The sequence below is a fragment of the Burkholderia sp. LS-044 genome, assembly GCF_004803625.1.
Classification (GTDB): Bacteria; Pseudomonadota; Gammaproteobacteria; order Burkholderiales; family Burkholderiaceae; genus Burkholderia; species Burkholderia cepacia.
Map to the genome: position 1 here is coordinate 92,193 of NZ_SSWO01000011.1, position 12,728 is coordinate 104,920.

Annotated in this window: 13 protein-coding genes; 6 read left to right on the top strand and 7 right to left on the bottom strand. The window is 66.0% G+C overall.

Annotated elements, in window-relative coordinates:
• Positions 1-10: 10 nt before the first annotated feature.
• The 3 genes from E9536_RS26300 to rpoH all read right to left on the bottom strand — a co-directional run bounded on the left by E9536_RS26300 (position 11) and on the right by rpoH (position 3,174).
• Positions 11-1,591 carry a cytochrome ubiquinol oxidase subunit I gene (locus tag E9536_RS26300; RefSeq protein WP_027789086.1) on the bottom strand — a complete coding sequence of 527 codons (1,581 nt, stop codon included), beginning with the start codon at positions 1,589-1,591 and terminating at the stop codon, positions 11-13.
• Positions 1,581-1,865, bottom strand: a complete 285-nt coding sequence (gene cydP, locus E9536_RS26305) for a cytochrome oxidase putative small subunit CydP (RefSeq protein ID WP_027789087.1) — start codon at positions 1,863-1,865, stop codon at positions 1,581-1,583. Before cydP ends, E9536_RS26300 begins: the two co-directional genes overlap by 11 nt.
• A 373-nt stretch (positions 1,866-2,238) precedes the next feature.
• On the bottom strand, positions 2,239-3,174 hold the full coding sequence (gene rpoH, locus E9536_RS26310; protein WP_059695066.1) for an RNA polymerase sigma factor RpoH: 936 nt from the start codon (positions 3,172-3,174) through the stop codon (positions 2,239-2,241).
• Between the two features lie 358 nt (positions 3,175-3,532).
• Here rpoH and E9536_RS26315 point away from each other — a divergent pair, with 358 nt between their 5' ends.
• Together E9536_RS26315 and E9536_RS26320 are read left to right on the top strand one after the other, a co-directional pair.
• Positions 3,533-4,102, top strand: a complete 570-nt coding sequence (locus E9536_RS26315) for an acyloxyacyl hydrolase (protein WP_021163039.1) — start codon at positions 3,533-3,535, stop codon at positions 4,100-4,102.
• Between the two features lie 45 nt (positions 4,103-4,147).
• Positions 4,148-4,531, top strand: coding sequence for a nuclear transport factor 2 family protein (locus E9536_RS26320; protein WP_027789089.1), 384 nt, complete (start codon positions 4,148-4,150; stop codon positions 4,529-4,531).
• A 142-nt stretch (positions 4,532-4,673) separates the two neighbouring features.
• Here the strand turns inward: E9536_RS26320 and leuA are convergent, their stop codons facing one another.
• Positions 4,674-6,320 carry a 2-isopropylmalate synthase gene (leuA, locus tag E9536_RS26325; protein WP_136471192.1) on the bottom strand — a complete coding sequence of 549 codons (1,647 nt, stop codon included), beginning with the start codon at positions 6,318-6,320 and terminating at the stop codon, positions 4,674-4,676.
• A 380-nt stretch (positions 6,321-6,700) separates the two neighbouring features.
• Complete coding sequence (gene ybiB, locus E9536_RS26330) at positions 6,701-7,675, bottom strand: DNA-binding protein YbiB (protein ID WP_021163043.1); 975 nt, start codon at positions 7,673-7,675, stop codon at positions 6,701-6,703.
• A 194-nt stretch (positions 7,676-7,869) separates the two neighbouring features.
• Here ybiB and maiA point away from each other — a divergent pair, with 194 nt between their 5' ends.
• Entirely contained in the window at positions 7,870-8,514 is a 645-nt protein-coding gene (maiA, locus tag E9536_RS26335) for a maleylacetoacetate isomerase (protein ID WP_027789092.1), read from the top strand.
• A gap of 83 nt (positions 8,515-8,597) precedes the next feature.
• Here maiA and ftsY read toward each other — a convergent pair whose 3' ends face one another.
• A complete protein-coding gene (gene ftsY / locus E9536_RS26340) occupies positions 8,598-9,752 on the bottom strand; it encodes a signal recognition particle-docking protein FtsY (RefSeq protein ID WP_124840099.1) in 1,155 nt (384 codons plus the stop codon).
• 216 nt (positions 9,753-9,968) lie between these two features.
• Here ftsY and rsmD point away from each other — a divergent pair, with 216 nt between their 5' ends.
• The 3 genes from rsmD (at position 9,969) to E9536_RS26355 (ending at position 11,518) form a co-directional block, all read left to right on the top strand.
• Positions 9,969-10,583, top strand: coding sequence for a 16S rRNA (guanine(966)-N(2))-methyltransferase RsmD (gene rsmD, locus E9536_RS26345; protein ID WP_027789093.1), 615 nt, complete (start codon positions 9,969-9,971; stop codon positions 10,581-10,583).
• Between the two features lie 111 nt (positions 10,584-10,694).
• Positions 10,695-11,192: a pantetheine-phosphate adenylyltransferase gene (coaD, locus tag E9536_RS26350; protein ID WP_021163047.1), complete on the top strand. Its 498-nt coding sequence runs from the start codon at positions 10,695-10,697 to the stop codon at positions 11,190-11,192.
• 59 nt (positions 11,193-11,251) lie between these two features.
• Positions 11,252-11,518, top strand: a complete 267-nt coding sequence (locus E9536_RS26355) for a YfhL family 4Fe-4S dicluster ferredoxin (RefSeq protein ID WP_006477774.1) — start codon at positions 11,252-11,254, stop codon at positions 11,516-11,518.
• 84 nt (positions 11,519-11,602) lie between these two features.
• On the opposite strand, the gene hisC is transcribed toward E9536_RS26355, so the two are convergent.
• Entirely contained in the window at positions 11,603-12,670 is a 1,068-nt protein-coding gene (gene hisC / locus E9536_RS26360; protein ID WP_136471194.1) for a histidinol-phosphate transaminase, read from the bottom strand.
• Between the last annotated feature and the right edge of the window lie 58 nt (positions 12,671-12,728).

Here is a 12,728-nt window from a genome sequence, read left to right on the forward strand (position 1 = left end):
GGGTGCGTGCTCAGGCCGTGGCGCGCTCGCTGGCGGCCGCGAGTTCGTGGTGATAGCGGCCGGTGTGCAGCGACGACGGGCCGAGGCGCGCGTACTTGAACATCAGCTTGATCTCGATGACGAACAGCGCGGTGTAGAACGCGATGAAACCGGCGAGGCTCAGGTACAGGTCCGTCGACGTCAGGCTGGACGCGGACAGATGCGTCGGCAGGATGCCCGCGATCGTCCACGGCTGGCGGCCGAGCTCGGCGACGACCCAGCCGAATTCCGCGGCGAGCCACGGCAGCGGGATCGCCCAGACCGCATAACGCAGGAACCAGCGGCGGTTGTCCTGCAGCAGCTGCCGGCGCGCGCAGAGCCAGAACGCGGCGACGAAGGTCGCGAGGAACAGGAAGCCGAGGAACACCATGATCCGGAACGAGAAGAACACGGGCGCGACCGGCGGGATCGTCTTCTTCGCGGCGGCCTTGATCTGCTCCGGCGTCGCATCGACCACGTTCGGCGTGAACTGCTTGAGCATCAACCCGTAGCCGAGATACTGCTTGTGCTGGTCGAACAGTGCGCGGGTCGCATCGCTCGTGTCGCCTTCCTTGATCTTCTGCAATGCGCCGTACGCGACCATCCCGCTCTGGATGTGCTCCTCGCTGCGCTTCGCGAGTTCGCGCAGGCCGATCACCGGCTCGTCGATCGAGCGCGTCGCGATCAGGCCGAGCGCGTACGGGATCTTGATCGCGTAGTCGGTGCGCTCTTCCTTCTGGTTCGGGATGCCGATCAGCGTGAACGAGGCCGGCGCCGGCTGGGTTTCCCATTCCGATTCGATCGCGGCGAGCTTCATCTTCTGCACTTCGCCGGTCGTATAGCCCGACTCGTCGCCGAGCACGATCACGCAAAGCGTCGACGCGAGACCGAAGCCGGCTGCGACCGCGAACGAGCGCAGCGCGAAGTCGGTGTCGCGCTTCTTCAGCAGGTACCACGACGAGATGCCGAGCACGAACATCGCGGCCGTCACGTAGCCGGCCGACACGGTGTGCACGAACTTCACCTGCGCGACCGGGTTGAACAGCACGTCGAACAGGTTCGTCAGCTCCATGCGCATCGTCTGGTAGTTGAACTCGGCGCCGACCGGGTTGTTCATCCAGCCGTTCGCGACGAGGATCCACAGCGCGGACAGGTTCGAGCCCAGCGCGACGAGGAACGTGACCATCAGGTGCTTGACCTTCGACAGGCGGTTCCAGCCGAAGAAGAACAGGCCGACGAACGTCGATTCGAGGAAGAACGCCATCAGGCCTTCGACCGCGAGCGGCACGCCGAAGATGTCGCCGACATAGTGCGAGTAGTACGACCAGTTCGTGCCGAACTGGAATTCGAGCGTGATGCCGGTCGTCACGCCCATCGCGAAGTTGATCCCGAACAGCTTGCCCCAGAACTGGGTCATGTCCTTGTAGACCTGTTTGCCGGTCATCACGTAGACGGCTTCCATGATGACGAGCAGCCAGGACAGGCCGAGCGTCAGCGGCACGAACAGGAAGTGGTAGAGCGCCGTGATGCCGAACTGCAGACGCGACAGATCGACGACTTCGCTACTTATCATGGTGGTCTCCCTCGGTGGGTGCAGGCGCCGGCACCGAGAGCAGCTTCTCGGCGACGGCGGCAGGCGGAAGCGACATGTGCTCGGCCTGCGGATGATTGAAGAATGCGTATTTGAGCGACATCAGGAGGATCAGCTTGACGATCAGCACCAGGCTGATGTCGCGGGCGAGGGTCGGGCCGCGTGCCCATGCGGCGATGCGCGCACGCCAGCCGATCGTGCCGGCCGGCCGCGGGGGAGGCGGCGCAGGCTCTTTATTGATCGAGATCAAGGCGATTATCCTGAATCGATTTACGTCGGATTGGGGGCGACTTTACGTCGGATTTATGACGGCCGTGAAGCTGTTTTAATCCTTTTGCGCCTGACATGCCAATTTTAAAAGGACTGCTTTCCGATGCCGAGTGCTGCGCTGCGGCAGACCGTCGCGAAACACGGGCCGAAACTTGAGGCAGATCAAGGTTATGCGGAAGGGGCCCGCGAACCGTCCAATACCTGATTAAACAGGTCAATTGATCGACGGAGAAATGAGCGAAGAAGCGGGCGGAGAGGCGAGGGATAAACCGGCTAAAAACCGGTGAAAAAGTCGGGCGAAAAAAAACCGCTGCCGGTCAGGCAGCGGTTTTCGATGAAGCTTTCCGAATCGCCGGTATTTATGCGTATTCGGCGAGGGCGGTGCGCATCTTCTTCATCGCGCTCGCCTCGATCTGGCGGATGCGTTCCGCCGACACGCCGAACTCGGCGGCGAGATCGTGCAGCGTCGAGCCGCCCGAGCCGTCGTCGTCGACGTGCAGCCAGCGTGCCTCGATGATGCGGCGGCTGCGCGCGTCGAGCGCGTCGAGTGCCTGCGCGATGCCGTCCGTCTGCAGCGAGTCGCGCTGACGCGCGGCGAGCACGGCGGTCGGTTCGTTGTGCGAGTCGGCCAGGTAGGCGATCGGTGCGTACGACTCCTCGCCGTCTTCGACCTGCCCTTCGAGCGCGATATCGCCGCCCGACAGGCGCGTTTCCATTTCGGTCACGTCTTCGCGCTTGACGTTGAGCTCTTGTGCGAGGCCGTCGATTTCCTCGGGCGTCATCGCCTGCATGCTCTTCTTGTGGCTGCGCAGGTTGAAGAACAGCTTGCGCTGCGCCTTCGTCGTCGCGACCTTCACCATGCGCCAGTTGCGCAGGATGTACTCGTGGATCTCGGCCTTGATCCAGTGGATCGCGTACGACACGAGACGAACGTTCTGGGCCGGATCGAAGCGCTTCACGGCCTTCATCAGGCCGATGTTGCCTTCCTGGATCAGGTCGCCGTGCGGCAGGCCGTACCCGAGATAGTTGCGCGCGATCGACACGACGAGCCGCAGGTGCGACAGCACGAGGCGGCGTGCCGAGTCGAGATTGTTGCTTTCGCGGAATTCGGTCGCGTACTGGCGTTCCTCTTCTGCCGTCAGCAGCGGAATGCGATTGACGGCCTGGATATACGCGTCGATGTTGCCAAGCTGGCCCGGCAACATCGATTGAGCTGCGAGCGCCAGCGAGCCTGCCGATTCGGCCTTGGCCGGCGCCGGGCTCAGGGTGTTCGGGAGGGTCAGGGCGTTGCTCACTAAAAACTCCTTTGGAATCAGGGACAAACCCCCGGTCTCGAATGAGATTCCGTGGGGCATCTTAGCACTCCCGCAAGCTGAGTGCTAATTCCTTAGAGCAAGCGTGGGCATCGGAGTTCCCGTTTTTCTATCGAGTTAGTCGAGTCGATAGTCTATTCTGCGACAGGGGAGGCGACGCGAAGTTCCGTAAGCCGTTGTTTCAGATGGTAATCAGTAGACGATTTCAATTTTTGTTGTTTTGGAAGGAAGCCATTTCGCTTCGTGATGCCGATCCGAAAAGTCCTTTACCATACCATTCACTTCGCTCGAGCCGGCCGAAGCGGCAGGTTCCATTCAACCCACAAAGTTGGAGTGTCAGATGAACAATAAGAAGAATCGCCGGCCCCGCAGCCGGCTTGTCCTGCACGCGATGCTGGCGGCGTCCCTTCTGGGAGGATCGGGTGCGGCATTCGCGGATCGATGGGGGATTCAGGCGGGCGGCGGTTTTTCGGATCGCCACGGGGTCGACAAGGGCGATCTCGGCGTGGTGTGGGATCCGGGCTGGAACTGGTGGGAAATGGGCGGTTGGCACTTCGCGTTCGTCGTGGAAGGGCACGCCGGCTACTGGCACACGGGCGGCAACGTTCACGGCAGCATCGGCGAATTCGGCGTGACGCCGTTGTTCCGCTTCATCAAGAGCGCCGGGGAGATTCGCCCGTTCATCGAGGCTGGCGGCGGCGTCCGGCTGCTGACGCACCCGACGATCTCGGATCATTTCTCGCTGGGAACCGCGTTCCAGTTCTCGCCGACCGCGGGGGTGGGCGTGCAGTTCGGCCAACGACAACAGTATCAGGTCGGCTACCGTTTTGAACATGTGTCTAACGCGGGTATCAAAGAGCCGAATCCTGGTATAAATTTCCACCAGTTCTACGTGCAGTACAACTTCTGATCCGCACGCCCGCGCACGGCGTGCGCGTTGCCGAGGAGTCAGGCGATGGCGAAGGTGATCGATGCGATCCGCGCGCTCGAGCGCGATCGGTTCCGGGCGATGGTGGACGGCGACGGCGAGGCGCTCGGCGCGCTTTTGTCGGACAAGGTGTTCTTCGTGCACACCAACGGCAAACGCGAAACCAAGCAGCAGTTCATCGACGCCATCGTCGCCGGCCGCCGCCGCTATCGCCAGATCGAAATCCAGTCGCAGGACGTGCTGCCCGTCGGCGATGAAACCTGCGTCGTCACCGGGCGTGCGTTGATCGAGATGGAAACGAACAACGGCGGCCTGGTCTTCCCGATTGCGTATACCTCCGTCCACACCCACGAACAGGGCCGCTGGAGCCTGTTCGCGTGGCAGGCGACGCGGTGCGCGACCGAGACATGAGCGCGCGTGGCGCCCGTTTTCATGTCCCGATCGAAGCGGCCTTCTGGGCCGCTTTTTGCTGCCTCGTGCGGCGCGGATCGCGCGGCGCACGAGCGGTCACGCACCGCTCGCTGACGTTTGAACCCTGAAGCGGAACCGTCCGTCAGGCCGCCGCGCGGCGATCCGCGCAGTGCCAGGCCGAGCGGTTGATCGCGCTGACGAGCGCATCGAGCGCGGCGCCCGCCGCATCGGCGTGCAGGCCGACGCCGTGCCGCAGCGGCGCATCGCCGACCCGGCAACCCACCGATACCGCGATCCGCCCGTCCGTCGTGCGCGCGTGTTCGCACGAAGCGATGTCGATCGCGACGCCGGCGGCGGCCGCGAATGCCGCGGCCAAACGTCGCACGGCATCGTCGGGTGCGATATCCGCCGCGGGCGCCGTCGCGATCTCGCGGTTCTGCCAGCGCGCGCCGTTGCCATGGCGCGCGGCCGGGCCGTCGGTGTCGAAGAATTCGCGCGCGAACAGCGCGCAGATCGCGTCGCCCGTCACTTCCTCTCCCGACGCGTCGGCAAGCGTCTGCACCGCGTGGCTGAATTCGATCTGCACGCGCCGCGTCGGCGTGAAGCCCATCCCGCGTTCGAGCAGGAACGTCGCGCCGCCCTTGCCGGACTGGCTGTTGACACGGATCACCGCGTCGTAGCTGCGGCCGAGGTCGGCCGGGTCGATCGGCAGGTACGGCACTTCCCACGGCGCGTCGGGGCGCTGCTGCGCGAAGCCCTTGCGGATCGCGTCCTGGTGCGAACCGGAGAACGCGGTGAACACGAGGTCGCCCGCGTACGGGTGGCGCGGATGCACCGGAATCTGGTTGCAGCGTTCGACGACGCGGCGCACCGCGTCGATGTCGGAGAAATCGAGGCCCGGATCGATGCCCTGCGTGTAGAGATTCAGCGCGAGCGTGACGAGATCGACGTTGCCGGTACGCTCGCCGTTGCCGAACAGGCAACCCTCGATGCGGTCGGCGCCCGCGAGCAGCGCGAGCTCGGCCGCCGCGACCGCCGTGCCGCGGTCGTTGTGCGGATGCACGGACAGCACGATGCTGTCGCGATACGCGAGGTTGCGGTCCATCCATTCGATCTGGTCGGCGAACACGTTCGGGCTCGCGGCTTCGACGGTGGCCGGCAGGTTGACGATCATCTTGTGGTCGCGGGTCGGGCGCCAGGTTTGCGCGACCGCGTCGCAGATCTCGCGTGCGAACGTCAACTCGGTCATGCTGAAGGTTTCCGGCGAGTACTGGAAGGTCCACTGCGTGTCGGGGCGCGCGGCAGCGTGCTCCTTGATGATGCGCGTGCCGTCGACCGCGAGCGCCTTCACGTCGGCCTTCGACATCCCGAACACGATGCGGCGGAACGACGGGCAGACCGCGTTGTACAGGTGCACGATCGCGCGCGGCACGCCTTCGAGCGCGTCGAACGTGCGAGCGATCAGGTCTTCGCGCGCCTGCACGAGCACTTCGATCGTCACGTCATCGGGAATCCGCTTGTCGTCGATCAGCTTGCGGACGAAATCGAAGTCGGTTTGCGACGCCGACGGAAAACCGACCTCGATCTCCTTGAACCCGATCGCGACCAGCATCTCGAAGAATTCGAGCTTCTGCTCGATGCTCATCGGCTCGATCAGCGACTGGTTGCCGTCGCGCAGGTCGGTGCTCATCCAGACGGGCGCGCGCTCGATGGTGCGCGACGGCCATTTGCGGCCATTGAGGCGGACGGGCTCGAACGGACGGTACTTGTCTTGCGGATTGCGCTGCATCTTCTGGACCTCGGGTCTCAAGTCGCGAGCGAAGACGGGCGGCATGGGCGACGGTTGGCGCTGCCTCGCTCCGCGGCACGCGAGCGCGCTGCGGATGCGGATGATCTTCGCGAATCGGCCGACGGATAGACGGACGAATGCTGACGACTTCGGGTTGTAAAAACTGCGAGAGGGGTACTGCGAGGAACTGCTGGGAGGGACCGTGCGGACAGCACACGGCGCTACGACAGCCTTAGGCTAGTCGTAGCGATAGCGGCCGCGCTAGGCGGCCGGAGGTAATTCGGAGGGTGTTCGGAAAGGAACGCATGACGGCAACTCTATGCCAGGATGCGCCCGCGTGTCAAATGCCCGGCGCGCGGGGCCGGTTCGCGGGCGTGCCGTCAGCGCGCGATGCGGGTGATCTGCACGATCGTCGCGACCTGGCGGGCGACGGTGTCGGGCACCGGCACCTCGCCGCGCAATACGGCGTCCGTCCACGCGGCCGTCGTGGCTGCATCGCGCGATTCGGGCAGGGCGACGGGGGGCGCATCGGTCGACGAGCGCTCGGCCTCGATCAGCGTGTCGCACACGCCGTCGTGCAGCCAGTCGACCTGTACCTGGCGCCGCGTGTCGGCAACGGCTTCGCCCTCGGTGCCGCGCGCGAGCAGCGCGCCGCCGAGCGCGGCGTCGGGATGGTCGCGGAACAGCTGCGCGAGGCTGTCGCGGTACGGCGGGTGCGTGTAGTTGACGAGCCGCAGGCCGGCCGGTGCGAACGGCTGCAGGATCTTCACGAGCGTGTGCGTCGAATTGCGCACACCGAGCACGCGGCGCATCGACAGCAGGCGCGCGATGCGCGGCGCCAGCACCTCGATCGACGCGAACGCGACGCGGCGCTCGGCAAGCGTGTCCTCGATCGCATCGTGCGACGCCGACGGAGCAAGCGACAGCGCCGAGAAGATCTCGGCGCTCGTCACGCGGCCCGGATCCTGCTCGACACCATGCACGAGCACCGGCACGCCTTCGCGCGCGAGCAGCAGTGCGAGCAGCGGCACGAGGTTCGGCTGCTTGCGCGCGCCGTTGTAGCTCGGGATCGCGACGGGACGGAACGCCGCGTCCTGTACGTGCACGGGCTCGAACGACGCCTGCGCGGCGGCGAGCATCGCGGCCAGCTCGTCGGCGGATTCGCCCTTCAGCCGATAGGCGATCAGGATCGCGCCGAGTTCGACATCCGACACGCGCGCGTCGAGCATCGCGCGATAGAGCTCGAACGTGTCCTCGGCGGACAGCGCGCGTGCGCCGTTCGGGCCGCGGCCGATTTCCTTGATGAAGCGGGCGCACGGGAACGGAACGGCGGCGGGATCGTGGGAAGCGGTCATCGGGGCGTGGGGCGGGCGGCCGGCATCGGGCCGCGCTGTGAGCGGTGAGGAATGCCCGAGTATCGCACGGGCGCGGACGACGCAAGCAAGGGGGGCGCATCGCGGCGCGCTACACTCTGCTTCCCGGCGGTGCGCGCGCCGGCTGCGCCGCGCCCGTGCCGTTGCCGGCCGAATACGACTACGAGAGACATCCCATGAAGCTTTACAGCTATTTCCGCAGTTCCGCGTCGTACCGCGTGCGGATCGCCCTGAACCTGAAGCAGCTGTCGTTCGACTATGTTCCCGTGCACATGCTGCGTGACGGCGGCGAGCAACTGAAGGACGCGTACCGCGCGCTGAATCCGGACGCGGTCGTGCCGACGCTGACCGACGGCGACGCGACGCTGCAGCAGTCGCTCGCGATCATCGAATATCTCGAGGAAACCCATCCGGAACCGGCGCTGCTGCCGAAGCAGCCGGTCGATCGCGCCTATGTGCGTGCGGTCGCGCTGCAGATCGCGTGCGAAATCCATCCGCTCAACAACCTGCGCGTGCTGAAGTACCTGAAGCACACGCTGAAGGTGCCCGAAGAAGCGAAGAACGCGTGGTACCGGCACTGGATCGAGGCGGGCTTCGAATCGCTCGAGACCCGTCTCGCGAGCGATCCGCGCACCGGCAAGCTGTGTTTCGGCGACACGCCGACACTCGCCGACGTGTGCCTCGTGCCGCAGGTGTTCAACGCGAACCGCTTCTCGATCGACACGACGCGTTATCCGACGATCCAGCGGATCGTCGACCATGCGTCGACGCTCGATGCGTTCAAGGCCGCCGAGCCCGGCGCGCAGCCCGACGCCGAATGAGCGCGGTGCGCCCGGCATGCATGACCGGGCGCGCATGAAAAAGGGCGCCCGAAGGCGCCCCGTGCGATGCGTGCCGGCGGTGTTCAGCCGAGCAGCGCGTCCGCGAATTCGACCGCGCTGAACGGCTGCAGATCCTCGACCTTCTCGCCGACGCCGATGAAGTAGACCGGCACCGGGCGCTGCCGCGCGATCGCGGCGAGAATCCCGCCCTTCGCGGTACCGTCGAGCTTCGTGACGATGAGGCCGGTGAGGCCGAGCGCGTCGTCGAATGCCTTGACCTGCGTGAGCGCGTTCTGGCCGGTGTTCGCGTCGATCACCAGCAGCACTTCGTGCGGCGCGCCGTCGTGCGCCTTCGAGATCACGCGCTTCACCTTCTTCAGCTCTTCCATCAGGTGGAGCTGCGTCGGCAGGCGGCCGGCCGTGTCGGCCATCATCACGTCGATCTTGCGCGCGCGCGCGGCGCTGACCGCGTCGAAGATCACCGCGGCCGGATCGCCGCTTTCCTGCTGCACGACCGTCACGTTGTTGCGCTCGCCCCAGACCGCCAGCTGTTCGCGCGCAGCCGCGCGGAACGTGTCGCCTGCGGCCAGCAGCACCGACTGGTCGAAGCTCTGCAGATGCTTTGCGAGCTTGCCGATGCTGGTCGTCTTGCCCGCACCGTTCACGCCGGTAATCATCATCACGAGCGGTTGCGCGCGGCCGAGCATCAGCGACTTCTCGAGCGGCGTCAGCAACTCGACGAGCAGGTCGTGCAGCGCGGCCTTCACCTGCTGCGGGTCGGTCAGGCGACCCGCGCGCACCTTTTCGCGTAGCGCGCCGAGCAGGTACTCGGTCGCGTCGACGCCCGCGTCGGACATCAGCAGCGCGGTTTCGAGCTCCTCGTACAGATCCTCGTCGATCTTCGTGTTGACGAAGACGCCGGTGATGCTCGAGCCCGTCTTGGCGAGCCCCGTTTTCAGGCGGGCGAGCCACGATTTCTTCGCGGTGGCGTCCTGCAGCGGCGGCGGAACGATTTCGACCGTCTCGACGACTTCGTCGCGGCCGTCGTTGGTCGGCGTGACCGTCATCACGACGGCCGGCGCGGCCGGTTGCGCGGCCGCTTGCGGCACCTCGGCCGCAGGCGGGGCCTCGACCGCGGGCGCATCGGACGGTTCGTCCGTTTGCTGCGCGTCGGCCGATTGCGATTCCGCCGGATCGGGCTCCTGCGTTTTCTTGAATCGTTTGAAGAAGCTGAACATGGTCTGACGTCGGGAAGAGGGCGGGCCGCCGCCGGAAGCGGGGCACCGGACGGGCCGTCCTGCGTTCGCGCGGGCGCGGCGCACGGCGGCCGAAACCGTGCATTTTATCAGTGCGGCGTGGCGCTCGCGTCAGTGCGCGCCGCCGCTGTGGTAACGTGCGCCTGTTTGGCGGTGCGCCCCTGCGCGCGCCCGGTCCCTCCGTCGTCGATATTCCGTATGTCCCGTTCCTCTTCCGGCCGCCCGGCGGCCCCCTCCAGCCGCGGCAAGCCGCACACGATCCGCATCATCGGCGGCGACTGGAAACGCACGCCGCTCGCGGTGCTCGATCTCGACGGCCTGCGGCCGACGCCCGATCGCGTGCGCGAAACGCTGTTCAACTGGCTCGGCCAGGATCTCGAAGGCCGGCGTTGCCTCGACCTGTTCGCGGGCACGGGCGCGCTCGGTTTCGAGGCCGCGTCGCGTGGCGCGGCGAGCGTCGTGATGGTCGAGCGCCACCCGCGCGCCGCGCAGCAGCTGCGTGCGATCAAGGACAAGCTCGGCGCGCGTGCGGTCGAGGTCGCGGAGGCGGACGCGTTGCGGCTCGCGGCCGGGCTCACGCCGGGCGCGTTCGACGTCGTGTTTCTCGATCCGCCGTTCGGCGAACCGGCTGTGCTCGATCGCGCGGTCGCACTGGCGGCGCCGCTCGTCGCGGCGGGCGGCGCGCTGTACGTCGAAACGGGGGCGGAGCTCGACCCGGCCGCGCACGATGCGCTCGCGGGCTGGGAGGTGGTGAAGCACGGCAAGGCCGGTGCGGTTCACTATCATTTGCTGCGGCGCGAAAATGATGAATAATGCGCGTTCCATACGAGGCGGCGCGCTGCAAAGGCGACGCATGCCCATCTCGGCAGTCGCGTGCGCATGGCACCGCTGCCATCCCGTTTGCGTGATGACAGGAGGAGCGACATGGTAGTCGCCGTGTATCCCGGTACGTTCGATCCGCTGACGCGCGGGCACGAAGACCTCGTGCGGCGTGCGTCGAGCATTTTTGATACGCTGGTGGTCGGTGTGGCCGACAGCCGCGCGAAAAAGCCGTTCTTCTCGCTGGAAGAACGTCTGACGATTGCGAACGAGGTGCTCGGCCATTACCCGAACGTGAAGGTGATGAGTTTCACCGGCCTCCTGAAGGACTTCGTCCGCACCAACAACGCACGCGTGATCGTGCGCGGCCTGCGAGCCGTGTCCGATTTCGAATATGAGTTCCAGATGGCGGGGATGAACCGCTATCTGTTGCCCGACGTCGAGACGATGTTCATGACGCCGTCCGACCAGTACCAGTTCATCTCGGGCACGATCGTGCGCGAAATCGCGCAGTTGGGCGGTGATGTCAGCAAGTTCGTGTTCCCGTCCGTCGAGAAGTGGCTGACCGAGAAAGTGACGGCGATGGGAGGCCCTGCCGCGTGACGCGGCGCCGGCCGGTTTCGTCGCGAAGCCGGCCGCCGGCCTGAAGAAGTGAGATCAGTATGGCTTTGATGATTACCGACGAGTGCATCAATTGCGACGTATGCGAGCCCGAGTGCCCGAACGGCGCGATTTCGATGGGCCCGGACATCTACGTGATCGACCCGAACAAGTGCACCGAGTGCGTCGGCCATTTCGACGAACCGCAGTGCCAGCAGGTGTGTCCGGTCGAATGCATTCCGCGCGATCCGCAGCATGACGAATCGCACGCGCAATTGATGGAGAAGTATCACGCGTTGATCGCCGTGAAAGGCGACGACGCGTCGTGACCCCGCGGTGACGCGCGCGCCCGGGGTCTTCGGCACGCACGTCACGCATCCGGATCGGCGCCGCCTGGCGCCGATTCCTTCATGTCAGGCCAGCAGCTCGCGCAACGCCGCGACGAGCGCATCGCATTCGGCATCGGTGCCGACGGTGATGCGCAGGTGCTGGTCGATTCGCGGCAGCCCGAAGTGCCGCACGAAAATTTCCCGTTCCTTCAGTTTGGCCGCGATGGCGCCCGCGTCGTGCGCGGGATGGCGCGCGAACACGAAATTCGCGGCCGACGGCACGACGTCGAAGCCGAGCGTGTCGAGCGCGTGCGTGAGCCGCGTCCGGCTATCGATCACGCGCCGGCAGGTTGCGCTGAAATAATCGGTGTCTTCGTACGCCGCCTGCGCGGCGACTTGCGCGAGCCGGTCGAGCGGGTACGAGTTGAAGCTGTCCTTCACGCGGTTCAGCGCGTCGATCAGCGCGGCATCGCCGAATGCGAAACCGACGCGCATGCCCGCGAGCGAGCGCGCCTTCGACGTCGTGTGCACGACGAGCAGGTTCGGGTAGCGATCGATCAGCGCAATCGCGGACTGCGCGCCGAAGTCGACATAGGCTTCGTCGATCACGACGACCGACGACGGATTCGCGGCTGCGATCCGCTCGACATCCGCGAGCGGCAGCGCGCGCCCGGTCGGCGCGTTCGGGTTCGGAAACAGCACGCCGCCGGCGTCGTCGAGATAGTCGTCGACGCGGATCGAGAAGTCATCCGCGAGCGGCACGACCGTCGTCTCGACGCCGTACAGGCGTGCATAGGTCGGATAGAAGCTGTACGTGATGTCGGGGAAGCGCAGCGGCCGGTCATGCTTGAGCAGCGCCTGGAATGCGTGCGCGAGCACCTCGTCGGAGCCGTTGCCGACGAACACCTGCTCGGGCTGGATGCGGTGATGGGCCGCGACCGTCTCGCGCAGCGCGCGTGCAACCGGGTCCGGATAGCGGCGCAGCGTGTCGCCGGTCGCGCCGAGTTCGCGTGCGATCGCCGCGACGACGCGCGGCGACGGCGGATAGGGATTCTCGTTGGTGTTCAGCTTGACCGGGTGTGCGAGCGCGGGCTGCTCGCCCGGCACGTAAGGCACGAGTTGCTGAACGACGTCGCTCCAGTAACGGCTCACCGCTTGGCTCCTGTCGGGCAAAGCGACCAGATTACCCCAAGTATGCGCAGGATGGGGC